We start from the raw sequence: 24,700 nt of genomic DNA on the forward strand, positions 1-24,700 counted from the left end.
AATAGTGTTCGAAAAACTAATAGGATGTGGTTTGCCCATAGTTATTCCTGAGTGCCTTAGAGTTCTTGGAGGCGCAAGTATAGGGTGTATACGCTCTAATTTGATGTGGACAAGGAAGAGAGGTGCATGATAGCAGGCGCTCGAACGACTTTAAGAATTTGCTAAACATTATACATTTTGACGAAGGAGTGGCCAAATGAATTTGGCTGAGAGATTTTCCGAAAAATCCGCAACTATAGGTATCATCGGACTGGGATATGTTGGTATCCCCCTAGCGTTGGCTATCTCCAAGGTTGGAATAAAAGTGCTGGGCTTCGATGTTGTACAGGCACGTGTTGATCAGTTGAATTTAGGTCAGAGTCCGATCAAGCACATCTCGAATGATGAAATCGCGGAGATACGCAAGGACCGTTTTGAGGCAACTGCAGAGATGTCGCGCTCTGCGGAATGTGATGCGTTGATCATCTGTGTACCGACACCACTGGACAAAACCCGCGAGCCAGATCTGAGTTTTGTTGTAGCCACCATGGATGGGCTGTCCCCATACCTGCGAGCAGGGCAAGTGCTATCGTTGGAAAGTACAACTTGGCCAGGCACCACCCGCGAAGTTCTACAGCCATACGTCGATCAGGCTGGTCTGACAGTGGGCGAAGATTTCTTTCTGATTTACTCGCCTGAGCGTGAAGATCCGGGCAATCCCAATTTTTCGACCCAGACCATTCCTAAAGTGGTGGGCGGGCAAACACCTGCCTGTCTGGAGGTCGGAGTTGCTCTGTATCAGACTTTCATCGATAAGGTCGTGCCTGTAAGTTCGACGGCTGCAGCCGAAATGGTGAAGCTACTCGAGAATATTCACCGTTCGATCAATATCGGTCTGGTTAATGAAATGAAAGTTGTGGCTGATGCCATGGGGCTGGACATTTTTGAAGTGATTGATGCGGCTAAAACCAAACCGTTTGGGTTCACAGCCTATTATCCGGGACCCGGTATTGGCGGGCACTGTATTCCAATCGACCCCTTCTACCTAACTTGGAAGGCGCGAGAATATGGGCTGCACACTCGATTCATCGAGCTAGCGGGTGAAGTAAATGCCGCCATGCCACAATATGTAGTGGATAAGACCGTGCGCGCTTTGAACAAGGCGGGCAAGTCGTTGAACGGCGCCAAGGTTCTGGCACTTGGCATTGCTTACAAGAAAGACGTGGATGATATGCGCGAAAGCCCATCGGTCTTTGTTATGGAGCTGCTGCGTGATTGGGGGGCGAATGTGCAGTATTCCGACCCTAACGTGCCAGTCTTCCCGGAAATGAGGGAGCATGATTTTGATTTATCTTCGGTGCCTCTATCGGCTGAGACAGTGGCGGGTTATGATGCAGTGCTGTTGCTGACTGATCACACGGATTTCGACTATGGTATGATCCGTGATAATGCGCAAATCCTAGTCGATACTCGTGGCAAGTTTCGCGATGATGCCGATGGTGTGGTGAGGGCCTAAGACATGACACGTATTGCACAAGTTGGATGCGGTTACTGGGGTAAGAACCTGGTGCGTAATTTTTCCGAGATTGGCGCTCTAGGGGCTGTTGTGGACGGCGACCCCAACACCGCGGCTAAAATGGCAGAAACTTATGGTGTGCCGGCCTGCAACCTAGACGAGGTTCTGGCCGATCCGGACATTGTTGGTGTGTCCTTTGCAACACCCGCCGAAACCCATGCGGATCTTGCCGTGCGCGCTTTGGAAGCAGGCAAACATGTCTACGTGGAAAAACCGCTGGCCCTGACCGAAGCAGATTGCGATCGCATGATCACGGCAGCGGAAGCGACAGAACGTACCCTGATGGTGGGGCATCTACTGCAGTATCATCCGATTTTTGTGGCGATGAAGGCAGAAGTCGATGCCGGCCGCATTGGTGATCTGCGTTATGTTTATTCCAACCGTATGTCGCTGGGAAAATTCCGGGTGGCCGAGAATGTCCTGTGGTCCTTTGCGCCCCATGACGTATCGATGGTGCTGAGCTTGGTTGACGCACAGCCCAACGTTGTTACCGCACAGGGTGGGGCCTTTGTTACCGAAGGGGTAGCGGACTGGTGCACCATGCAATTCGGGTTTGAAAATGGCGTACGTGGGCACATCCAGACCAGTTGGTTGCACCCGTTCAAGGAACAGAGACTTGTGGCTGTTGGGTCCAAAGGCATGATGGTTTTCGAAGATAGTCAGCCGGACTGGGATAAGAAGCTGGCTTATTATGGGCATGACATCGATATGTCCGGGCGTGAACCAGCACCGATTAAGGCAGAGGTTGAATATATCGCTGTTCCCCGAGGAGAGCCACTTAAGGATGAGTGCCGCCATTTCGTGCATGCCATCGAGACTGGCACCGCGCCACGCACTGATGGTCATGAAGGCCGCGCTGTTTTGGCCGTCCTGAACGCGGCTGAGGCTGCACTGGCTAAATCCTTGGAAGGGGCAGCATGAGCATCCACGAAACAGCCTTTGTGCATGAAAGTGCCTATATAGACGATCCCAGTGAAATCGGCGCCCACACAAAGATTTGGCACTTCGCGCATGTACTTGGGAACACAACCATCGGCGAAGGGTGTGTGTTAGGCCAAAACGTGATGGCTGGCCCTCATGTCAGCATCGGAGATGGCTGTAAGATCCAGAACAATGTGGCCTTATATAAGGGTGTAACCCTAGAGCAGGACGTTTTTTGTGGTCCATCCTGTGTTTTTACAAATGTGTTGACTCCGCGTGCTAATGTCGAGCGCAAGGACGAATTTGGGCCGACATTGGTGCGGCAAGGCGCCACGATTGGGGCCAATGCCACGATCGTTTGTGGCAACACACTTGGGGCCTATTGCATGGTTGCTGCAGGGGCTGTGGTAACTCATGACGTGCCTGATCACGCTTTGGTTGCTGGGGTTCCAGCACGCCGAATTGGTTGGGTTAGCCGCAGCGGAGAGCGATTGAACGAAAGCTTGGTTTGTCCTCGTACTGGCGAACAGTATCGCGAAAAAAGTGGGACGTTGACTTTGGAAAAGGTGAATTAAGACTAACATCCGACTTCAAACCCTAAGATGAAAAGATTGATTTCAATGAAAATATTGACGGTTCTAGGGGCTCGCCCACAGTTTATTAAGGCCGCTCCGCTGAGCCATGCCATCCGGGCGCAGGGTGGAATCGAAGACATCATCCTGCATACTGGTCAGCATTACGATTCCAATATGTCGGATGTGTTCTTTGATGAGCTCGGGATTGAAGCTCCGCGCTATCATCTGAACATCGGTGGCGGCACCCACGGTGCCATGACGGGTCGGCAGTTGGTCGAAATCGAAGCCGTCTTGTTAGAAAATCGCCCCGATGTGTTGTTGGTGTATGGTGATACCAATTCGACAGTTGCGGGGGCGCTGGCAGCAGCTAAGCTGGATATTCCAGTGGCCCATGTCGAAGCCGGTTTGCGGTCGTTCAACCGGAAGATGCCCGAGGAAATTAATCGGGTACTGACGGATCATATTTCGACGTGGCTGTTCCCGCCGAGCGAAGCAGCAGTGGCACATTTGCGCACTGAGGGTATTGATCATGACCGTGTAATGAATGTCGGGGACATTATGTATGATGCTGCACGGCTGTTTGGTGAAAAGGCTGCGCGAACTTCTGATATCTGTAATCGTCTTGGGCTGGAAGAAAAAGCGTTTCGCCTGGCAACCGTGCACCGACAGGAAAACACAGACGATCCCGCTCGTCTGCGGGTGATCCTGGAAACGCTGGCGACGCTAGCTGAGGAAATGCCGCTGGTGTTGCCACTGCACCCTCGTACACGAGCACGTTGTGCCAATTCGCCTGAATTGATGTCTCTTCTAAGCAAGTTAACTTTGACAGAGCCACTTGGTTTTTTTGACATTATTCGACTACAACAGGCGGCGATGACCTTGGTGACTGATTCCGGAGGTATGCAGAAAGAAGCCTTTTTCCACAAGACGCCAGTGGTGGTGTTGCGCACTGAGACAGAATGGACCGAGTTAGTGGATCTAAATTGGGCTCGATTGATACCCCCATTTGAGACGCAGGACGTATTGAATTCAATTATGGAATTTGAGCGGGTTGAAACGCGATTGGTAGGGGAACCCTATGGAAATGCCCATGCCGCTGAAAAGATATTGAATGCCGTTTGCAGGTGAATGCAGGAGACACAAGAATGATTGCAGGAAAGCGTTTAAAGATGGGTGTTGTCGGTCTTGGTAGTATGGGGCAAAACCATGCTCGCATTGCCAGCCACCACCAATTGGTACAAGAACTCTTTGTTTTTGATCAGGATGCAGTGCGTGCAGAGGATATAGCGCAGAAATATGAATGCACAGCTGTCGGGTCTTACGAAGAATTACTGGACAAGGTAGATGCGGTCATCATCGCCTCTTCGACGTTGTCACATTACACTTTGGCCAAGCAAGCGTTGTTGGCTGGTCGTCATTGCCTGATCGAAAAACCGATCACCGCAACCATTGCTGAAGCACAGGAGATTCTGGCGCTGAGCAAAGAAAAGAGTTGTGTTGTTGCGGTAGGTCATGTCGAACGGTACAATCCGGTGTTTACCGAACTTTCCAAGATTTTGACATCGGAAAAAGTTCTGGCAGTGACAGCGCAACGCTTGAGCTACAATCTATCTCGAGCCAATGACGTCAGCGTCGTGTTAGATCTGATGATTCATGATATCGATACAATTTGTCAGATTGCGCGCAGCGAACTTCAGGTCGTTAGCGCGGTGGGACAGGCCTTCCGGTCTGTGACGTCAGATTTTGTGTCGACCCTGCTGACCGGAGGAGATGGCGCGATCTATAATCTGATCGCAAGCAAAATTTCGCAGACCCGTGTTAGGAGTCTCTGTATTTCTTGTGAAGAATGCTATATAGATGCCGATTATCTTAAGAAGGAGATACAAATTTTTCGCCACGCAAGCGGCAAATATCTTGATCGGTCACAACAGGTCGGATACCGCCAAGAAGCTCTGGTAGAACGGGTTATCGTTCCAAATACGGAGCCATTATTAGCAGAACATACAGATTTTTATCAAGCAGTCTTGAATAACAAAGATCCTTTGGTGACGGCGCAGCACGGTATCAAGGCTTTGGAGTTGGCTGAGGAAATTGAAACTAAGTGCGCTTGAAGACCAAGAATATTTTGGAGAAAGATTATGTTACAGAGATTTGTTATCCGTCTGTTTGACCTTACATTCGCCCTTGTGGCTCTGATCATTGGTAGCCCATTTCTTATTTTGATTGCGTTGAGCATCTGGATCACGGATGGGCGCCCCATATTTTTCATTCAGAAACGTTTAGGACGGGATGGAGTTCCATTCAATCTGATCAAATTTCGCACCATGCGGGTGCAGCCTGTTGCCAAAGTCGATGACACTGATAAAGTGAATAGCTATTCGATCAAGCTGCGCAATGATCCACGGATTACACCTTTGGGGGCATTTTTACGTCGGAGCAGCCTGGATGAACTGCCGCAACTGTTCAATATTATCGCTGGTGACATGAGCCTAGTCGGACCGCGTCCTTGGGTGCCAGATGAATACGATGCATTTCCTTCAGATTGGCAAGCTGAGAAGCGTTTGAAGGTTCAGCCAGGCCTAACTGGGATAGCTCAGATCAGTGGGCGTAGCGACTTGCCGATCGAAAAAATTATCACTTTAGATCTGGATTGGATCAATAGCGTTTCGATTCGGAATTATCTAACGTTGATCTTTCAGACAGCATTCAAAGTTTTCCGGCCCTCGCGGCGCCGGAGCGGTGTTTACTAGAAAACACAGCATTGCGGCAGTACGCTGGGAGTTTCGTTTATGTCAGCTACTGCAATCTTGCGAGGTACCTCGCTGGTATTCATCCTAGCAATGGTAGGGCGGGTGACCGGCTTCCTTCGGGAAGTGGTCATCGCCTACTATTTTGGAACCAGCGAACAGGCAGACGCTCTGATCATTGGTCTGACACCAATCATTTTGTTTACTGGGATTCTCGGGTCGGCCTATGCTTCGGCAGCGATGGTACAAATCAAGGATGGGACTGCAAAAGAGCAAGTCCTGCGTACACTTGTTCCGGTTCTGAGCTTGTCTGTTTTGGTCAGCTTGGCTCTTTTAGCGTTTGCTCCCTCTGTTATCGAAATATTTGCAGTAGGTATGTCCCAAGACGGTAAGGATTTTGCCGCCGATTTTACCCGGCTGGCGGCCCCAGCTATTATTTTTGCGGCGTTGGCCGCCTGGTCAACTGGACTGTCGCATTTACGCCATCGCTTTCTAGCTCCTGCTCTAGGTAGTCTGATGCCAAATATCGGTTTGCTGGTCGGGATTGTTGTGGGGTTTCAATTGGCAGGAGTTTCTGGTTTGGCGCTGGTTGCGCTTCTAGGGTATGCTCTATATTTCCTGATAGTGGTAAATTGGCAGGATTACCGATTGAAGGGAGCTTTGTCCGTTGGGCTTCTGGATTCGGAACAGTTGCGTCTATACCGTAATGTTGCCCTGACAATTGCCAGCAGTTTTGTCGTCTATATGGACCTGACTCTGGATCGCTGGTTTGCTATCCAGATTTCAGAAGGCGCAGTCGCGGCCTTGAATTATGCGTCTAAGCTGGTGCAGTTGCCAACTTACACGGTTATTTTTGCTATCGTCACAATCATGTTTCCGCGCCTGATACAGGCGCGTGATAACCCCACGTTGCATAAGCAGATGAAGCAGAAAATGTATTTGTACACGCTGGTATTATGCTTTTTCATCACAATTATTATCATGACTGCGTCCGAGCTTCTGGTCCGACTGGTTTTCGAATACGGTGCATTTGATGTCGCATCGACGGAAAAGACAGCTAGTTTTCTGCGCGCCTACGGGGTCGGGTTTACCGGATATGCTTTTGTTCTGGTTGGAACCAAGGTCCGGTTTTCAGAACAAGATTTCCTAACCCCGCTATATGCCGGCGCTGCAGCAATCGTGATCAAGGTAGCTCTTGATTTTCTTCTAATTGACCCCTTTGGGGCTCAGGGCCTTGCCTTGGCAACCTCTGGCGCGGCCTTGGTTAATGCCACAATCCTTCTTGCTTGGCCGCCGCGCCCGAAACCTTTGGAGATCCTATGACTACGTCTAAGAAAGCCCTGATGTTCCTGCACGCTTATTACAAGGAAGACACTCGCGTGCGCCGCGAAGCTGAAGCGTTAGTTGTAGCGGGTTGGGATGTTGACGTCATCTGTCTCAACCGTGGCGAAGAGCCTCGTGAAGAAGTCGTGTCAGGTGTACGGATCAAACGGGCCAATATTGCCAGATCAAAGAAAAAAACGACAATACGTCTCGCTTGGGAATATGTCCGATTTCTCTTCACTTGCCTGTGGATTTGCAGCAGTGCCATGCTACGCAAACAGTATGATGTGGTCTTTACACACAACATGCCGAATTTTCTGATCTTTGCGAGTATTCCAGCCAAATTACGGGGGACTCCCACCATCTTGGACATGCACGACTCAGTTATGGATGTTTATGGGGACATTTTTAGACATAAATCCGGATGGCAGCGTAATCTGCTTCAAGGGCTACTAACATTGGAAGAGAAGCTTTCTGCTTCTTTGGCGACAGAAATGATCACTGTAAATCGGCCGATTATGGAAGATTTTCAGAATCGACTGGGAGGGCGGAAGTATTTTCTACTGCACAACTCCCCGGATTTGGACGAGTTATCAGTGTCGCGAGGACCCGCACGGCCTGCCGAACCTGAAGACGTGACATATATCCTGCATCACGGAAATATCCTAGAACGGAGTGGAGTGGACCGGGTTCTGCCGGTTTTATCAACACTGAATGCGGATGGGGAAAAGTACCGTCTTGAAGTTCATGGACGTGGGCCCTTTTATCAAAATGTGCAAGATATGGCAGCTGATCTCGGCGTGGCAGAGTCCTGCGATTTTTGTGGACCATTTAGCCATGAATCCATTACTCCCTATCTGGAACGGGCATCCTGTGGAGTAGTGCTGGCACATCGCAATCGATTGTTCGATTACGCGTTGCCCAATAAATTTTTGGAATATGTTGGGGCTCGTGTGCCTATCATTGCTCAGAGGCTTAAAACTCTGGAAGAATATTTCCCGGAAAGCATGGTACAATACGTCGATACTGAGGATGAGCTGAAAGAAGCTCTAGAAGAGTTACGAGCGGATCCGGTGAAAGCTCAGCAACGGGCTGATCTTGCTTATGAACGCTTGCATGAAATTTCCTGGGAAACCGAGCGCCCCAAGTTTCTGGATTTTGTTGATGCAGTTCGTTTAAAGAAGTTTGATGGTGATGTCTCTTGATTTGCGTTGAGAACTGACCTGATATCCCCTCAAATTTTCACTGAGAATTGAGTGACCTGCCGCCCCCCAAAAAAACTTTTCTCAGTCAGGAAAGTAGTAGTCAGAAACTCTAACTCAAAATGCTCCAGTTTGCAGGAGGCCGATTATCACGACAAATTCTTCCGGCTTGGGTCTCTTAATCGCCATCTCTGCTCCTCCGCTTTCCTAACTATAGGGGCGGACTACTTCAGAAGGGAGACGCTTACCTGAGCCTACAATAACGTCCTCAATACGCTATCTTTTAATATAAAATCTCATGGTAAATGCGAGGAAAGGGATGAAGATGAACAAAGAATCTAATACCCCTGTGTGTATTGATAAAAAAATCACTGCCACAGTCGATATTAAAAAAGAAAGCTTACGCTCGGTTATCCTATCTGCCCGATCAAGGTGGCCAATGAAATAGGTTGTCATGGCAAGAAATATCGTTGTGCCTATAAATCCAAATTCAATGAAAATTTGCCCCAGAAGAGTAGGGGTTGTAGTTGATGTTCTCCATGTGGATCGTTCTAGCCAATAAGATAGCAGGGCTCGAGGATGTATTTGCTCCCCTGGGAGTATCGTTAGAAAAGACTGAAGTGTATAAGTTCCCAGCTTAATATTGTCAGATTCCATATGCCTGACAATGCCGTGCATTACTTCACTTCCCTCGTAAAATATAGCAATGATTGGGGCAAAGATGATATATCTATTTTGGATAGAAAGTTCCGCCAAAACATTTATATATTGCTCAACAATTCCATTTGTTGCTCTTAAGTTGGCAATCAATCCAACAAGGATCATTCCCCCTAGTATTGTCATATATCCAGATGTTTTAGATACAAATCGCCCTCCTGTAAGGTGATTTGTCATGAAAAAACACAGGATCATATATGCAAGTGGGGATCTATATGCCATTAGGAATGAAATCATAAAGGCCACAATAAAGAAGGTAAGGGCTGTTTTTTTGGGGAGGTAGATAAGATAGTATGGAGTGGCCATCCATCCGAGTGCGACTATATAGCTATAATATGAACTAATCGAACTCCTAATCCCGTGATTCAATATGGGAATTCCATATACGACGACTACCGAAGCTGTCGCTATCAGTGAAATTAATAGGTATCCTGTCAAGATTATTCTTTTTTGTTTAATTTTAGGGGCATAAATTATTTGCAGCTCAGCTGTCCTAATTGGGTTTTGAAATTTTTTGTAATAATTCCCGATAAAACAGCCCAGCATTGCAAGCGTAAAGAGGAGCTGCTCTGCTAAATTATTTTCAAACCTAAACCCTGCCCATATAATCAGCAGGTTAAATGAGAAAAATGTGGATACAAATATTCTTACCAGCGTCCCGGCTTGAATAAATGTCAATATAAACAAGGTAAAGCTGATTGCTAAAAGCACTATCATATTTTGATAGTCTCACCAGTGATAGGACAGGTTGCGGTTTTGCCGTCTTCGCTTTTGTGGCCGTCTTCGACTTTACGGCCATTCTTGTAGACATACCCAACGAGTCTAGCCGGGTTGCCCATGACCAAACCATGCGCGGGAACATCTCTGGTAACCACGGCCCCGGCCGCGACCATAGCATATTGTCCGACGATAGTACCACAAACGATCAGGCATCCCGCACCAAGAGAAGCCCCGTCTTCGATCTTGGTCGGTGTTATTGCCCAATCAGCATTAAAGGCACGTGGGCGGAAGTCATTGGTAAAAACAACCATAGGGCCGACAAAAACATCATTGCCGATAGTGACACCGTGATAGACAGACACGTTGTTCTGAATTTTAACCCGGTCACCGATTTCAACTTCGAAATCCACATAGACATTCTTGGATAAGATACAGCCCACGCCGATGTGGCAGTTTTCGCGTACTTGAGCAAGATTCCAGATCTTGGTGCCATTTCCGATATTCGCCTTGTCGGAAACTTCGGCGGTAGGGTGAATGAAAATATCGCTCATATATTTTCCTAAATATTTAAGGGTGAATAGGTAAAAATGAACGGGCTTCTTCGTCCAGCATATTTGCGACCGCAGCAGATGAGTGATGTTGTATCACCCATTTCCGGCCGTCACGACCCATTTGACGTCTTTTTGATGGAGCTTTTGCAAGCTCAATAATCGCTTCGTAGAGCTCGTCTTCGGATGTAACATTGGATATCGGAATATCCGCTGAAGGATATACTTCCGGAAAATCGAACCGCACGACCAGAGGCTTTTCACAAGCCATGGCTTCTTTTTCAGACATACTAAGAATCCCTAAACCCATTTGTCCAACAACGATATCGTGCTGCTGAATGAGGCGGGGCATGTTTTCATAAGCAACGGGCTCCAAAAGCTTGACTTTGGGATGCTCTGGGAGGCTGTATTGTGATCTTCGATTGCCGAAGTTGAAAATAGAAATTTGTCCGACCTCCGGCGCGGCGCACAATTTGTCTATAACGGGTATGAGTGTTTCAAATCCTTTGTAACGATCCACCTTCGGACTGATGAAAACACTAACCGGACCTTCTGCAAGGGTGATGTCGGGGTCAGGAATAAATCTATTGGTATCAATGATATTCGGGCAAAATCTTGCTTTGGACTTGATCTCTTCCGGCAAGTACTGAGCTAAGTCCGGGGTTGAATACAATATGCGCTCCGCCCCACGTAACGCCGCTAGTGTTGGTCTCCGTAGACGCCCATTCAAGTTGGCACGCAGATCCGTTCCATGGCAATGTAGAACATATGGCTTGGGGCTGAGACGTCCCAGAAGACCAAAGTAGCCATAGTGGATGTGTAATAGGTCGTATGCTCGGCTTTGCCACGCTGTGCGCATAGCAAAGCCGAGTTGAGCAAGCAGCAGACGAGGGGTGCTGGGGTGATCCACCCGAAGCGGAAAATCAGCCTGTGTCACCTGCCAGCCGCGGGATCCGAGAGCGGCACGAATACCGGCCGCCGTATTCGCAATATCGTTAATCTGTAAAACACGATTATTCGGCCGGTTCATAGCAATACGTATCCTTAAGCCGGAACGGGAGCTAAGACTCTCTTCAGCGCTGCAATAACCTGATTTTGGTCATCTTCGCTTAGGTAGGGGTGCATCGGCAAGCTCAGTACGCGTGGTGCCAACGCCTCGGTATTCGCAAGAGAAGCCGTTGCAGAAGGCCAGTGCTTATAGGCGGTCTGCTGATGCAGTGGGATCGGATAGTAAACTGCACTAGGAACGTTTGCTTCTTTCAAAGCTGCTTGCACGGCGGTCCGATCAGTGCCCTCGGGTAACTTAACAGTGTATTGAGCCCAGACTGAGCCATAGCCTTCAGGCACGACCGGTGTTTCAACCACACCGTTAAGACCAGCTGCATATCGGTCAGCAACTTTCTGACGCAGATCAATCTCTTCAGGGTAAAGCGCGAGTTTCTCGATCAGAACTGCAGCTTGTAGCGTATCCAAACGGCCATTCATGCCGATGCGGACATTGTCGTATTTGTCGGTGCCTTGACCGTGAACGCGTAGAGATTTCAGAATGTTCGCTAGTTCATCATCATTGGTAAAGACTGCGCCACCGTCGCCGTAGCCTCCCAGAGGCTTGGCCGGGAAGAAGGAAGTGGTGGCGATGTCACCGATCGAACCTGTACGCTTACCCTTGTATATAGCCCCGAAGCCTTGGGCACTGTCGGAGATAACCCACATCCCGTGCTCTCGAGCAGTGGCGATGATCGGATCATAATCCGCAGCCAAACCGAACAGATCCACAGCGATCACGCCCTTCAGGTTCAGCCCCTTTTCCTGTGCTAGGACAATACCGCTCTTGAGACTGTCTACATCCATGTTGAAGGTGACTGGGTCAATGTCGACAAAAATCGGAGTTGCACCGACGCAAGGTATGATTTCCGCGGTAGCAGCAAAAGTGAAGGAAGGGCAGAGAATGGCATCACCTTCGCTCGCCCCCAGTGCCATAACTGCCAGAAGCAGTGCATCAGTACCGTTTGAACAGCTGATGGCATGTTTGGCTCCGCAAAAATCTTGCAATCCTTGTTCCAACTCAACAATTTCAGGGCCCATAATATATTGCCCATGATCGAGAATAGCCTCGAAACGCTTGAGAATTTTAGAACGAATGCGGTGTTGTTGTGTAGCCAGATCAATAAAAGGAATCATAATAGATGTTCTCCTGAAATAATTTCGCAGAGCGATAATTTGTGGTCGTCTTTAAGTTAATTGAAGTATCGAAGCTAGAGGAAAAAGCATCCCGTTACATTATCGGCAAAATTTGGGAAACGTGATAATATACCTCCTTGCTTAACTTGACCGGCGTGTGATTACGGTTCGCACAAATGGCCTAAAAGCCTTGTTTATCTTGATTTAGCGGCGTTCATCCTGATTTGTGTTCCCCAGAATTCTGAGGCTGCAGGAAGACAACTTATGAGAAAGCCACATCCACTAGTTCTTCGAGCATACGTTGTCGCATTTATAGAAGAGAGCAAGCGTGCTTCATCCCTAATGTGCTAGGACACCCACCTGCATAATGCTTAAATCCTTCGCTGTGTCCGCCTGTCTACCCATTATCCTTTGTGCCTAAATACCAAACCAAAAAGCTAAAATAATTCTGTAGCAAGCCGAATTGATACCGATTTCGGATTCATTGATTGGCATCTGCTTCGTTAGAGAGAGAGTCGAATTTTCATGAAGGGTCTAAGTTTGGCCCCAATTCGTTAAGGCTCATTTAGACTTATGAACGGATTCTAACTTTGCGTGAGGACGCAAGGTGTGGGAAATGACTTATTTTACGTTCGCAGGGACGCTCTATGGCGACAGCTTTGAGTTTTCTGCAGAAACAGTTTCAATTGATGTAACCAGTGCAGGGTCTCTCCGGGTCGTGGATCATGGGCGCCGTACAACGACATTGTTGTCGTTGGCCGAAGATCAGTTAGCCGCCGTCGATACGCTGAACTTCCATAATGGCGGGCGCACTGCGCTGAATCTGCCGGGTTATAATGGGGGTCTTTTAGAGGATACGCTTGATAACCTATTGAATGATTTTGGGGATGGCAGCCCCGGCACAAACAGTGATGTGTCAACGTATATTGCAGCAGGAAATTCTTATAGCGGTGCCGTTTCAGCGGTAAGCGTTCAGCTGGGCAGCCAATCTTATGTCTTTGCGGCGCGTACCAGTTCCCAAGGTGTTTCCACCTTTCGGGTTGGGTCGGATGACAGTTTAACACGGGTTCATACATTTACAGATACCTCAGCCACATACGCGGGCCAAATTGGTGCACTTGCGACTGGGGTCGTGGGGGGGAACACCTTTTTGTTTACGGGTTCTGCCCAAGAACATGGTGTGAGTGCCTTCCAGATCAGCAGCAGTGGGGAACTCACCGCTGTGACATCTCTAGGGGTGAGTGAACTTTTGCCCGTGCAAAACATCACTCAGATTGAACCGGTATCGATAAATGGCAGCCTTTACCTCATTGTTGCAGCCTCAGGCAGTTCAAGCCTTAGCGTATTGCGTGTCTCTGCGACGGGGGCTCTTGAGGTTGTTGATCATGTGATTGACAGCCTCGATACTCGTTTTGCCCAAGCGCGCGTTTTGACCAGTATTGAAGTCAGCGATCATGTTTTCATTTTCACCGCAGGGTCTGATGATGGGATCAGCCTGTTTACAATGATGCCGGATGGGCGGCTTTTACATTTAGAAAGCATAGCAGACACGGGCCCGGCAGCCTTGGCTAATGTATCTGCCATCGAAGTGGTTGAAGTGGGCGGGGAACTTCAAGTTTTTGTCACGTCAGGCAGCGAAGGTGGTCTTTCTCAATTTACCATCGACTTGTCGGTGCTGGGGCAAGTGATGCAAGGCAGCACCAACCTTGTGGGCACCGCCCAAGACGATATCTTGCAAAGGGCCAGCGGCAGCGGCTCCATTGATGGCGGAGCAGGCAATGACATCCTGATGGATGGCACAGGCGAAGATGCCTTGACAGGGGGGGCCGGTGCCGATGTGTTTGTCTTCATTGATGACGGTCGTAACGACACCATCGAGGATTTTGGAATTGGCGTAGATCGGATTGATCTGTCGTTCACGTCTGAAGTACGTGCGATGAGCCAGATCACCTTCACTGAGACCTCGACAGGGGTCATTATATCTTATGGCTCAGAACAAATTACGTTGATTACAGCCAATGGCACTGGCTTGGATGCCGATGATTTTATCTTTGAAAATTTCTTTGATTTAACGCGGGTAACAGTGAATGCTTCGGGGTCCAATCCTGCCGATGGCGGGAATGAAGCACCGGTGGTAAATGCAGCCAATCTGACGCTGTTTTCTGGGGCGTGGGATAATATCGGCGCGACACTCAGCGCGAGTGATGCCGATGGTGATACGATCGTGACCTATGAAATTCGCGATGCAAGCGGCACAGATAGTTTTTGGGTCGGATCCGGCATGGTCGACGCCAGCAGTGGTTATCAGTTTAGCGCCAGTCAACTCAGTACGCTTTGGGTTCAAGGGGCAGCGACAGGCGGCAATCAAACTTTGTCTATTCGGGCGTACGATGGAACGGATTGGGGGGATTGGGAAAACTTTACCCTCACCACTGTGCAAAACACACTGCCAGAACTTTCAATAGAAAATCTATCGGCCGGAGCCTCAGAATGGGTCAATATAGGTGAGATGATTTCCTATAGTGATGCCGATGGCCAAGCGGCGGTCGAATATCAAGTATGGGACAGTATTGGCGGCGATAGCTTCTGGCTGGCGGGAACAGGGGTTCTAGAGGCAAGCGCTGGGACGTATTTTACGGGTGATCGTTTGCCGGGGCTTTGGGTGCAAGGTGACAGTGTTGGCGGTACACAAACACTTTGGGCACGCGCATTTGACGGAGCGGGTTGGAGCGAATGGGTTGATTTCACTTTCACCACCGAAGTCGACAATGTCGCGCCCACTGTAACCATTGGCGATATTGCTGCGCAGCCCTCAGCTTGGGTCGCCTTGGGCGAGCTCATGACCTACAATGATGCAAACGGTCAGGCTGCTGTGTCTTATGAAATTTGGGACGACAGCGGGGCGGATAGTTTTTGGGTTGGCGATGGTATTCCGGATGCCAGCAGCGGCTATCAATTCAGCGCAAGCCAGATTGGTGCATTTTGGGTGCAGGCAGAGGCCGAAGAAGGCGTTCAAACCCTATGGATCCGCGCTTTTGATGGGACGGATTGGGGGGCTTGGGACAGTTTTGATTTCACAACTGGCGAAGTAAATGAACGCCCGGTTGTGACGATAGATGCCTTAACTGTAGGGGCTTCAACCCGCGTACATATTAATGATCTCGTTGGATACAGTGATGCCGAAGGTGAGAGTGCCACGCAATATGAGGTCTGGGATTCCGAAGGTGCTGATAGCTTTGGCCTAGATGGCGTTGGCAATATCTCGGCAACGCAAGGGTATGTTTTGACCGCTGCACAGTTGTCGGACCTTTGGATAGAAGGGGAAGCATCAGGAGGCACCCAAACCCTTTGGATCCGGGCGCATGACGGTAACAGTTGGGGGGCCTGGGTTGATTTTGAAACCACCACCGCTGACGGCGCTCAGAGTGATTGGTTTGTTTGAGGTAGCCCTCAGTCGTCATCTTGATATTAGGCTGATACTCCAAAGAATTTTATTAGAATACAGTCCGTATAACGGATGTAGCAGGATATGTGGTTTGTAAACATTTTCGGATTTATGACTTTTCTATTCACAAAAATACCTAAAATGTGAGCGCTATATGAACTACTACTCTTGTTAGCCTCAGGGTAGTGGGTTCATCGCATTTCCATTTTTTCACGGAAGACCTCGGCTGGTGTTTTTCACCCCAAACATTTACGGGGTGTGTTGTTGAGGCGGCCGCTAATTTCTTTGATGTCCTGATCTGACATTGAGCGAATGTCGCGCTTTCGAGGTAGCCAGCGTCTGGCCCTTCGATTTGTGTTTTCAACCGATCCTTTTTGCCAGGGCGCTTGCGGATTACAGAACTATGCGCGTGTTCCAACCCCATTCTTCAGTTGTCGCCAACCTGATAAATCAACCTCGTGATCAAAAGTGATCGACTGTCGGGCTGATTGGGGTAGGGGTTCCATGACATCCATAAGTCTCGCAATAAAGTGCTTGGAACTGCGGTCATTATTTCGGAACAAGACAGCAAAGCGCGTCTTACGCTCGACCAAAGACGCAACGTTAGCCTTTTCGTGTTCACGGCGAATGATCATCAAATCGCCTTCCCAGTCTCCAAATATCTCGCGGGACTTGATATGTTAGGGCCTACTGTGGATTGACCGTTCCAGTGGGAACACCATCCGCACAGCACGCTCGCGCACTTCTGGTGAATATCTGTTTCCACATTCATAATTCAGTATCCTTACTTCTGGGTCTCCGGCAAACAAGGGGCGGTTCAATTCGTCATCCTTGAGGAAGTTACGCTTGATTGCACGATGTCGGATTATTCGCCGTGCGATCTCAGTCACTTTCACGTTTCTATACAAAAGATCTTCGATGGCGCGTCGTTCAGCTAGATTCAACTCTGTGTGTTTCATAAACTGTTCTCCTGACTTTCCAGTAGGATAGAAGAAAAGTCGCTTCCCAGTTTAGAATGTACCACTGGCATCTAAAAGCAGACAGTAATGGAAGTTATGTTAAGTGGCCTCTTTACCAGATGAAATTGAAGAGCACTGACATCGCGAGGTAATAGTTGCCGAGATCGAACAACGGATCGCTTACATTATTCCCGCGCATAGACGTCTTCATACCGAACAATATCGTCTTCGCCTAAATAGCTACCCGTTTGCACCTCAATCAAAACCATCGGAAGTTTTCCAGGGTTCTCCATACGGTGCACAGCACCAAGCGGAATATAAACCGATTGATTTTCAGAAACGAGCTTTTCCGTTTCATCGATTGTGACTTTGGCTGTGCCCTCGACCACGATCCAATGCTCTGCCCGGTGATGATGGCTTTGTAAACTTAGCGCAGCACCTGGATGCACAACGATCCGTTTCACCTGAAAACGATCCCCGACAACAAGGCTTTCGAACCACCCCCATGGGCGGTGATCCTTGGGAAAAGCTTCGGCTTGTTTTGCGGATTTTGTTTTTAAAACCTGCACCGCCTGTTTGACATCTTGGGCACGGTTTGCGTCAGCGATTAAAACCGCATCAGGCATAGCCACGGCAATAATGTCCTTCAGGCCAATTCCGACGACCTCAAGCCCCTCGTCCTCTGACCGCAAAAGAGTGTTATCGCAGTCGATCGCAGCGGCAGGGCCGGACAGTGCATTGCCGCGTGCATCTTGCGCAGATTCCCGGCGCACCGCATCCCAACCACCAAGGTCAGACCAGCCTCCAGCAAAAGGAACGACACTTAGGTTATCTGCCCGCTCCATCACGGCATAATCAATTGAGATGTTTTCCGCTTCAGCCCAAGGCTCTGGTGCAAGACGCAGAAAGCCGAGATCAGGTTTACCCTGCTGAACAGCAGCCTTAACAGGCGAAAACAAATCAGATGCATGATTACGAAACGCCTCAAGAATAGCCCGGACAGAAAACAAAAATATCCCGGCATTCCAAAGGTAATTTCCAGCAGACAGCATGTCTTCTGCTCTGATCGCGTCAGGTTTTTCAATAAACCTGCGCAAGGGAATGGGGCGCGCTTCGCAATCGCCGGGGTCTTCGGCGAGTTCCAGATAACCATACCCTGTTTCTGCATGGGTGGGCTGAATGCCAAATGTTACAATTTGCCCGTCTTCAGCGGCAGGTAGTCCAGCACGCACAGCGGCCCGAAATGCAGCACAATCCGGAACCACATGATCTGAGGGTGCGATTAACATCATCCCGTCTGGATCACTTTGTTCTAACCAAAGTGCAGCTGCCAAAATAGCTGGCGCGGTATTGCGACCCTCTGGTTCGATTAATATCGCCCCAGGATCAATTCCAATCTCTGAAAGTTGCTCAGCGACAATAAAGCGAAAGTCAGAGTTGGTCAGCACCAAAGGGGCCCCAAAACCGTTCCCAGCCAAACGCTTTGCAGAAGCTTGAAAAAGGGTCTGATCCCCAATCAAAGGAACAAACTGTTTAGGGTAACTTTTACGAGACAAAGGCCAAAGCCGTGTGCCAGAACCACCACAAAGAAGAATGGGTGTAATCATTTCAATCCCCTAAACCTATTTTCCATTTTCATCTCAATGGGGTTAGCTTGGAATAAACATATTAAGATAAAAAGAAACTATTCGTATAGGAACAGGGCAATTCTGAGGCAAAACACACAAATTCGTATGGGGTATGGATTAAATTTCGCAGAAACCTTTGATTGAAGGACGATTAATGAATATCGAACGCACACCTCTGGCAGGGCTGCTGATCTTAACACCAGATCGTTTTACCGACGCACGCGGTTTTTTTAGCGAAAGCTGGAATAAAAAACGCCTGATTGAATTTGGGCTGAACATGGACTTTGTGCAGGACAACCATTCTTTATCCCAAGACACGGGAACAATTCGCGGTTTGCATTATCAATCTCCGCCTCATGCGCAGGGAAAATTGGTGCGGTGTGGGCGCGGTTGCCTTTTTGATGTCGCTGTTGATATTCGTCTTGGCTCCCCGACTTATAAACAGTGGTTCGGGATTGAGCTTAGCTTTGACAACGGTAAACAACTTTATATCCCCGAAGGATTCTTACACGGGTTTGTCACACGTGCACCAATGACCGAAGTGATTTATAAATGCACTGATTACTATGCGCCCCGAAACGACGGTGCCGTTCGATTTGATGATCCTGAACTGGATATTGATTGGGGGATTCAGCCAGATCAGGCAAAATTATCTGATAAGGACATGAAGGCGCCCTATTTGCATGAGATAGGATCACCCTTTGAGTTTACGGGGTAATAAATGAAGCTTTTGATCACAGGGGGTGCCGGGTTTATTGGATCTGCGGTCGTGCGTCTGGCGATTGCACGAGGGCATCAAGTGGTAAATCTTGATGCGCTGACTTATGCGGCCTGCCTTGAAAACATCGCCTCTGTGGCGGATCATCCACATTATTGTTTTGAGCAAGCAGATATTCGTAATCGACCTGCATTAGAGACTGTTTTTGACCGGCATCAACCTGATGCCGTGATGCATTTGGCCGCCGAAAGCCATGTGGACCGCTCCATTGATGGGCCCGGGGACTTTATCGAAACCAATATCACAGGCACCTATAATTTGCTTGAGGCAGCGCGCAGCTTTTGGATGGAGAAAAACCGCCCAGACAGCTTTCGCTTTCATCACATTTCAACGGATGAAGTGTTTGGATCTTTAGGCCCAACAGGGCAATTCACCGAAGACACACCCTACGCGCCAAACAGCCCCTATTCCGCATCAAAAGCCGCCTCGGACCATCTGGTGCGCGCTTGGTCAGAAACCTATGGCCTGCCGGTGGTGCTGACCAATTGTTCCAATAATTACGGCCCGTACCATTTCCCGGAAAAACTCGTGCCCGTGGTGATCCTGCGCGCCCTCGCGGGGCAAGATATTCCGGTTTATGGGACTGGCGAAAATGTCCGGGACTGGCTTTATGTCGAAGATCACGCAGATGCCTTATTACATGTTCTACAAAACGGCCAATTGGGACGCAGCTATAATATTGGCGGCGAAAACGAGGCCACCAATTTGGAACTTGTGCATTTAATCTGCGCAATCTTAGATAAAAAGCGTCCCGGATCTACCCCTTACCGCGATTTAATCCGCTTTGTCGCAGATCGCCCCGGTCATGACTTACGGTATGCGATCGATCCTACACGCATACGCACAGAATTAGGCTGGCGGCCCTCCGTCACCCTAGAGGAAGGCATGGAAGAAACCGTTGAATGGTATCTGAATAATGAACCATGGTGGCGCGCCCTCCAAACCCGCGATGGCGTGGGACAGCGGTTGGGGAACGGATAGAATGTTCATCGGGCATCTTCCTGCTGGGTATATTTTATCAGGGGCCTCCAATCCCAATTGGCGATGGGTATTACCCGCCGCCTTACTCGGATCTATCTTGCCAGATTTTGACCTGATCTTTTTCTATTTTGTTGATAACCGCAGTATTCACCATCATCACTACTGGGTGCATATCCCGGCCTTTTGGGCGCTTATCGCTATGTTTGCGCTTCCTCTCTTGGCGTGGCGAGGATGGTTTGGCACCGGATTGATTTTTTTCGCCGCGATATTTCTTCACCTGCTCTTGGACACCATTGTCGGAGGCATTCAATGGGCAGCCCCGTTTAGCGATCACCTTTATCGCTTTACTGAGGTTCCAGCCCGTTATGGCAATTGGGTCTTATCCTTTGTCTTGCACTGGACCTTTTTGTTGGAATTGGTGGTCTGGGGTCTTGCGTTGTTTTTATGGTTCAGAAAGCGCGAAACATGACATTTTTGGTTTTTGGAAAAACTGGCCAAGTGGCACGGGAGTTGGCGCAGTTTGACGGGGTGCATTGTGTTGGCCGCGCTGAGGCTGATTTACGGGATCCCGATCAATGTGTCGCTTTGATTAAACAGACAGATGCCAAGGCGGTCATCAACGCCGCCGCTTATACAGCAGTGGATCGGGCCGAAGCAGAACCACAGCTTGCACACCAAATCAACGCCACAACCCCCGGCGCAATGGCACAGGCTGCAGCGGAGCGGGGCCTGCCTTTTGTGCAGATTTCAACCGACTATGTCTTTGACGGCAGTGGCGATCAGCCTTGGTCAACACAGGGACCGGCCAATCCTTTGGGTGTCTATGGTCAAAGCAAATGGAATGGCGAAGAATTAATTCGTCGCGCCCAAGGTGTGCACGCGATTTTACGCACCTCTTGGGTGTTTTCAGCCCATGGCAGCAATTTCGTAAAAACCATGTTGGCCTTATCTGACACCCGTCCAGCCCTATCGATTGTTGCAGATCAGGTTGGCGGCCCTACACCAGCAGCCGATATTGCGCAGGCCTGCGTCACCATCGCAAACGCATTGTGCCAAGACCCTAAATACACCGACACCTATCATTTCAGCGGCGCCCCTGCGGTCAGCTGGGCTGATTTTGCACGGGCGATCTTTGCCGCATCCGGCAAGGATGTAACGGTGACAGATATCCCCTCTTCCGGCTACCCAACCCCTGCTGCACGCCCCCCAAATTCCCGTCTTGACTGTACAACAACCACACAAACCTTTGGCTTGCCCCAACCAGACTGGCATGCGGGGCTGATGCAGGTTTTGGATGATCTCAATCGAAAGGCCCTCTCATGAGTACACGCAAAGGTATTATTTTAGCGGGTGGATCAGGCACCCGGCTGTATCCGATCACCATGGCTGTGTCGAAACAATTGCTGCCGATCTACGATAAGCCGATGATCTATTACCCGCTGTCGGTTCTTATGCTGACGGGTATTCGCGACATTGCCATCATTACCACCCCAGAGGATCAAGACCAATTCAAACGCCTGCTGGGCGATGGGTCACAATGGGGGGTTTCGCTTACTTATATTGTGCAACCTTCCCCTGATGGGTTGGCACAGGCCTATGTGCTGGCGGAGGATTTTTTGGATGGTGCCCCGTCGGCAATGATCCTAGGAGACAATATCTTTTTCGGTCACGGACTACCGGAAATTTTGCACGCCGCGGATCAAAATGCCCATGGCGGCACTGTTTTTGGCTACCGGGTGAATGACCCTGAACGCTATGGTGTTTTAGGATTTGATGAAGCCGGGCGCGTTTCTGAAATTATCGAAAAACCAGATATAGCCCCCTCTGACTACGCCGTGACCGGGCTTTACTTTTTGGATGGCACCGCCCCTGAGCGTGCAAAAACAATCACCCCATCAGAACGTGGTGAGCTTGAAATCGTTAGTTTGCTTGAAAGCTACCTCACCGACGACAGCCTATCTGTTGAAACCATGGGGCGCGGCTTTGCGTGGCTTGATACGGGCACCCACGCCAGTTTACTGGACGCTGGGAATTTTGTGCGCACCCTAACAGAGCGCCAGGGCCTGCAATCAGGCTGCCCCGAAGAAATCGCCTATGATTTGGGCTGGATCGACAAAGATCAGCTGCTGAAACATGCCGCGACCTTAGATAAAAACGAATACGGGCGCTATCTGCGCAAAATCATTTCTTAGAGACCATCAAAGGAAAGTAACATGCCACACGGTCAATGCGATTGCGGACAGGTACAGTTTGAATTTCCAAAAGGACGCGAGGCAATTACGGTCTGTCACTGTAGCCAATGCCGCCGTCTAAGCGGACACCTCTGGGCCTCAACCCATGCGCCCTTTGACAGTGTAAAATTCATCAATCAAACTGGGCTGAAGTGGTATAAATCATCCGAGTGGGCACAGCGCGGGTTTTGCCAAAACTGTGGCTCCAGCTTGTTTTATCGCTTAAACAGCGAAGATGGCCTTGGCATTGCAGCCGGGTGCATCAGTAGCCCAACAGAGTTTCAAGTTGCCAAGCATATTTTCGTAAAAGACAAAGGTGACTATTACGAAATCGCAGATGGCGCGCCGCAAATAGACCGTTACTGACACAGCTCTCCGTAGCTCTCGGTAAATGAAAGAATCCATGCTATGTTTGCTGTTTTTCTAATTATTTACGCCCTCATCAGTACTGGTCTAATTTACTTTACCCATAGCCCAACCGCACGGGCATGGGCTTTGGGGATCGCCTTCTGGCTCAGCGTTCCGGTCGCCCTTCTCTCTTCAATCCTTGTGGGTTCTCTCATAGCTAAAGTCGAGGGTTGTGAGGTCAGCGCCCGAGGGCCTAGCGACTGCGTCATTTATGGGATGGATGTAAGCAACTGGGTGTCTGAGCTTGTCTTTTCTGGCTATGCAATCGCCTTTTACGCACTGCCTTGGTTTGTGATCGGGGGCATATGTCTTCTTGTGTGCCGCTTCATTCAGACTTTCAAACGCTTGTATCCCTGACACTCCGGCAAATTCTCAGAGAGAAGCTGCCGTGAAAACGGTTAAGGGCTTGGCCTTTGGGCTGTGATCCGGCATCAGGGTAATATGACAGAAAAAGCCGTTATCATTATTCCCGCCCGCTATGGTTCCACCCGCTTTGAAGGGAAGCCATTGGCCGCCCTTGTGGGGGCAACAGGTGTTTCCAAATCTTTGATCCAGCGCAGCTGGGATACCGCGATGGAGGTTGAAGGCGTTGATGGCGTTTATGTCGCCACCGATGATGACCGTATCGCAGAGGCCGCGCGCGCCTTTGGGGCCGAGGTGCTGATGACATCCAGTGATTGCGCCAATGGAACCGAACGCGTGGCGGATGCGCTGCGTAGCCTGCCAACCCAGCCTGATATTGTGGTCAACCTACAGGGTGACGCCCCCCTGACGCCGCCTTGGTTTTTGACCGAACTCTTGGCTGAGATGCGCCGCGACACAACTGTGCAAATGGCGACACCCGTGCTGCGCTGTGATGGTCTGACGTTGGAAAACTTCCGCGAGGATCGCCGCAATGGGCGTGTTGGTGGCACAACGGCTGTGTTTAACACCCACCGAGACGCGCTTTATTTTTCAAAAGAAGTGCTGCCCTACACCGACGACACCTACGCCCCCAAAGACGAAACACCCGTGTTTCACCATGTTGGCGCCTATGCCTATCGTCCGGCAACCCTGACCCAGTATGTCAACTGGGGCGAAAGCGCGCTAGAACAGCTTGAAGGGTTAGAACAGCTGCGTTTTTTGGCCAATGGTGTGCCGGTGCGCTGCGTCGAAGTCGAAGCCCGTGGTCGGGTGTTTTGGGAACTCAATAACCCTGTAGATGTCGCACGGATCGAAACCGTCCTGCGTGAGAAAGGCTGGGAATGAAAACTGTAACCGTTGGAAACGCCACTTTTGGCAATAACGCCCCCTTTGTTTTGATTGCCGGGCCTTGCCAGCTGGAAAGCTTGGATCATAGCCGCGCGATTGCCGAAACTTTGGCAACGGCCTGCAACGACCTTGGCATTCCTTTGGTGTTCAAAGGCAGCTTTGACAAGGCAAACCGATCGAGCCTATCTGGAAAGCGCGGGCTTGGCATAGACGAAGGCCTGTCTATTCTCAGTAAAATATCGGCTGAGTTTAACTGCCCCACCGTCACGGATGTGCATGACCCGGCCCAATGCGCCACCGCGGCTGAGGCTGTGGATATGCTGCAAATCCCTGCGTTTTTGTGTCGGCAAACTGATCTATTGTTGGCGGCTGGTGAAACCGGCGCTGCGATTAACGTGAAAAAGGGGCAGTTCCTGGCCCCTTGGGATATGGGCAATGTCGCAGACAAAGTGGCCAGCACTGGCAATGACCGGATTTTGCTGACAGATCGCGGCACCTCCTTTGGCTATAATATGCTGGTCAGTGATTTC

Annotated in this window: 22 protein-coding genes and 1 pseudogene; 17 read left to right on the top strand and 6 right to left on the bottom strand. The window is 49.7% G+C overall.

The window, feature by feature from the left end; all coding sequences use genetic code 11:
- Positions 1-196: 196 nt before the first annotated feature.
- Genes G9C99_RS17390 through G9C99_RS17425 form a run of 8 tightly spaced genes read left to right on the top strand, consistent with a single transcriptional unit; the run spans position 197 to position 8,326 of the window.
- Positions 197-1,495, top strand: a complete 1,299-nt coding sequence (locus tag G9C99_RS17390; RefSeq protein ID WP_166418812.1) for a nucleotide sugar dehydrogenase — start codon at positions 197-199, stop codon at positions 1,493-1,495.
- Positions 1,496-1,498: 3 nt separating this feature from the next.
- Positions 1,499-2,476, top strand: coding sequence for a Gfo/Idh/MocA family protein (locus G9C99_RS17395; protein WP_166418813.1), 978 nt, complete (start codon positions 1,499-1,501; stop codon positions 2,474-2,476).
- On the top strand, positions 2,473-3,051 hold the full coding sequence (locus G9C99_RS17400; protein WP_166418814.1) for an acyltransferase: 579 nt from the start codon (positions 2,473-2,475) through the stop codon (positions 3,049-3,051). The genes G9C99_RS17395 and G9C99_RS17400 overlap by 4 nt, the downstream gene beginning before the upstream one ends.
- Positions 3,052-3,096: 45 nt before the next feature.
- On the top strand, positions 3,097-4,179 hold the full coding sequence (gene wecB / locus G9C99_RS17405) for a non-hydrolyzing UDP-N-acetylglucosamine 2-epimerase (protein ID WP_168713344.1): 1,083 nt from the start codon (positions 3,097-3,099) through the stop codon (positions 4,177-4,179).
- A 17-nt stretch (positions 4,180-4,196) separates the two neighbouring features.
- The gene (locus tag G9C99_RS17410; protein ID WP_166418815.1) at positions 4,197-5,162 is read left to right on the top strand and encodes a Gfo/Idh/MocA family protein; all 966 of its coding nucleotides are present in this window, start codon (positions 4,197-4,199) and stop codon (positions 5,160-5,162) included.
- Between the two features lie 27 nt (positions 5,163-5,189).
- Entirely contained in the window at positions 5,190-5,801 is a 612-nt protein-coding gene (locus G9C99_RS17415; RefSeq protein ID WP_166418816.1) for a sugar transferase, read from the top strand.
- Positions 5,802-5,840: 39 nt separating this feature from the next.
- Positions 5,841-7,121, top strand: coding sequence for a lipid II flippase MurJ (locus G9C99_RS17420; RefSeq protein ID WP_166418817.1), 1,281 nt, complete (start codon positions 5,841-5,843; stop codon positions 7,119-7,121).
- Positions 7,118-8,326: a glycosyltransferase gene (locus G9C99_RS17425; protein WP_166418818.1), complete on the top strand. Its 1,209-nt coding sequence runs from the start codon at positions 7,118-7,120 to the stop codon at positions 8,324-8,326. Before G9C99_RS17420 ends, G9C99_RS17425 begins: the two co-directional genes overlap by 4 nt.
- Before the next feature lie 273 nt (positions 8,327-8,599).
- On the opposite strand, the gene G9C99_RS17430 is transcribed toward G9C99_RS17425, so the two are convergent.
- Genes G9C99_RS17430 through G9C99_RS17445 form a run of 4 tightly spaced genes read right to left on the bottom strand, consistent with a single transcriptional unit; the run spans position 8,600 to position 12,489 of the window.
- Positions 8,600-9,757, bottom strand: coding sequence for a hypothetical protein (locus G9C99_RS17430; protein WP_166418819.1), 1,158 nt, complete (start codon positions 9,755-9,757; stop codon positions 8,600-8,602).
- Positions 9,754-10,311, bottom strand: coding sequence for an acyltransferase (locus G9C99_RS17435; protein WP_166418820.1), 558 nt, complete (start codon positions 10,309-10,311; stop codon positions 9,754-9,756). The genes G9C99_RS17430 and G9C99_RS17435 overlap by 4 nt, the downstream gene beginning before the upstream one ends.
- A 16-nt stretch (positions 10,312-10,327) precedes the next feature.
- A complete protein-coding gene (locus G9C99_RS17440; RefSeq protein WP_166418821.1) occupies positions 10,328-11,338 on the bottom strand; it encodes a glycosyltransferase family 4 protein in 1,011 nt (336 codons plus the stop codon).
- Between the two features lie 14 nt (positions 11,339-11,352).
- On the bottom strand, positions 11,353-12,489 hold the full coding sequence (locus tag G9C99_RS17445; RefSeq protein WP_166418822.1) for a DegT/DnrJ/EryC1/StrS family aminotransferase: 1,137 nt from the start codon (positions 12,487-12,489) through the stop codon (positions 11,353-11,355).
- 616 nt (positions 12,490-13,105) lie between these two features.
- Between G9C99_RS17445 and G9C99_RS17450 the strand changes: the two genes are divergently transcribed.
- The gene (locus G9C99_RS17450; RefSeq protein ID WP_166418823.1) at positions 13,106-15,931 is read left to right on the top strand and encodes a calcium-binding protein; all 2,826 of its coding nucleotides are present in this window, start codon (positions 13,106-13,108) and stop codon (positions 15,929-15,931) included.
- A gap of 239 nt (positions 15,932-16,170) precedes the next feature.
- On the opposite strand, the pseudogene G9C99_RS18750 reads toward G9C99_RS17450, so the two are convergent.
- Together G9C99_RS18750 and G9C99_RS17460 are read right to left on the bottom strand one after the other, a co-directional pair.
- Positions 16,171-16,893, bottom strand: a pseudogene (locus G9C99_RS18750) (IS30 family transposase).
- Between the two features lie 185 nt (positions 16,894-17,078).
- A complete protein-coding gene (locus G9C99_RS17460; RefSeq protein WP_166418824.1) occupies positions 17,079-18,500 on the bottom strand; it encodes a mannose-1-phosphate guanylyltransferase/mannose-6-phosphate isomerase in 1,422 nt (473 codons plus the stop codon).
- A 175-nt stretch (positions 18,501-18,675) separates the two neighbouring features.
- Between G9C99_RS17460 and rfbC the strand changes: the two genes are divergently transcribed.
- The 8 genes from rfbC to kdsA all read left to right on the top strand — a co-directional run.
- Positions 18,676-19,239, top strand: a complete 564-nt coding sequence (gene rfbC / locus G9C99_RS17465; protein ID WP_166418825.1) for a dTDP-4-dehydrorhamnose 3,5-epimerase — start codon at positions 18,676-18,678, stop codon at positions 19,237-19,239.
- Positions 19,240-19,242: 3 nt separating this feature from the next.
- Positions 19,243-20,280, top strand: a complete 1,038-nt coding sequence (gene rfbB, locus G9C99_RS17470) for a dTDP-glucose 4,6-dehydratase (protein ID WP_166418826.1) — start codon at positions 19,243-19,245, stop codon at positions 20,278-20,280.
- Between the two features lies 1 nt (position 20,281).
- The gene (locus G9C99_RS17475) at positions 20,282-20,749 is read left to right on the top strand and encodes a metal-dependent hydrolase (protein ID WP_166418827.1); all 468 of its coding nucleotides are present in this window, start codon (positions 20,282-20,284) and stop codon (positions 20,747-20,749) included.
- The gene (gene rfbD, locus G9C99_RS17480) at positions 20,746-21,603 is read left to right on the top strand and encodes a dTDP-4-dehydrorhamnose reductase (protein ID WP_166418828.1); all 858 of its coding nucleotides are present in this window, start codon (positions 20,746-20,748) and stop codon (positions 21,601-21,603) included. Before G9C99_RS17475 ends, rfbD begins: the two co-directional genes overlap by 4 nt.
- Positions 21,600-22,472, top strand: a complete 873-nt coding sequence (gene rfbA / locus G9C99_RS17485; protein WP_166418829.1) for a glucose-1-phosphate thymidylyltransferase RfbA — start codon at positions 21,600-21,602, stop codon at positions 22,470-22,472. The genes rfbD and rfbA overlap by 4 nt, the downstream gene beginning before the upstream one ends.
- Positions 22,473-22,493: 21 nt before the next feature.
- Positions 22,494-22,877 (top strand): GFA family protein, encoded by a 384-nt coding sequence (locus tag G9C99_RS17490; RefSeq protein WP_166418830.1) that lies wholly within the window; start codon positions 22,494-22,496, stop codon positions 22,875-22,877.
- 483 nt (positions 22,878-23,360) lie between these two features.
- Entirely contained in the window at positions 23,361-24,167 is an 807-nt protein-coding gene (locus G9C99_RS17495; RefSeq protein WP_166418831.1) for a 3-deoxy-manno-octulosonate cytidylyltransferase, read from the top strand.
- Positions 24,164-24,700, top strand: a 537-nt coding sequence (gene kdsA / locus G9C99_RS17500) for a 3-deoxy-8-phosphooctulonate synthase (RefSeq protein ID WP_166418832.1), incomplete at its 3' end; no start/stop codon positions are given. The genes G9C99_RS17495 and kdsA, both read left to right, overlap by 4 nt.

Source organism: Cochlodiniinecator piscidefendens, from assembly GCF_011326755.1.
GTDB lineage: Bacteria > Pseudomonadota > Alphaproteobacteria > Rhodobacterales > Rhodobacteraceae > Cochlodiniinecator > Cochlodiniinecator piscidefendens.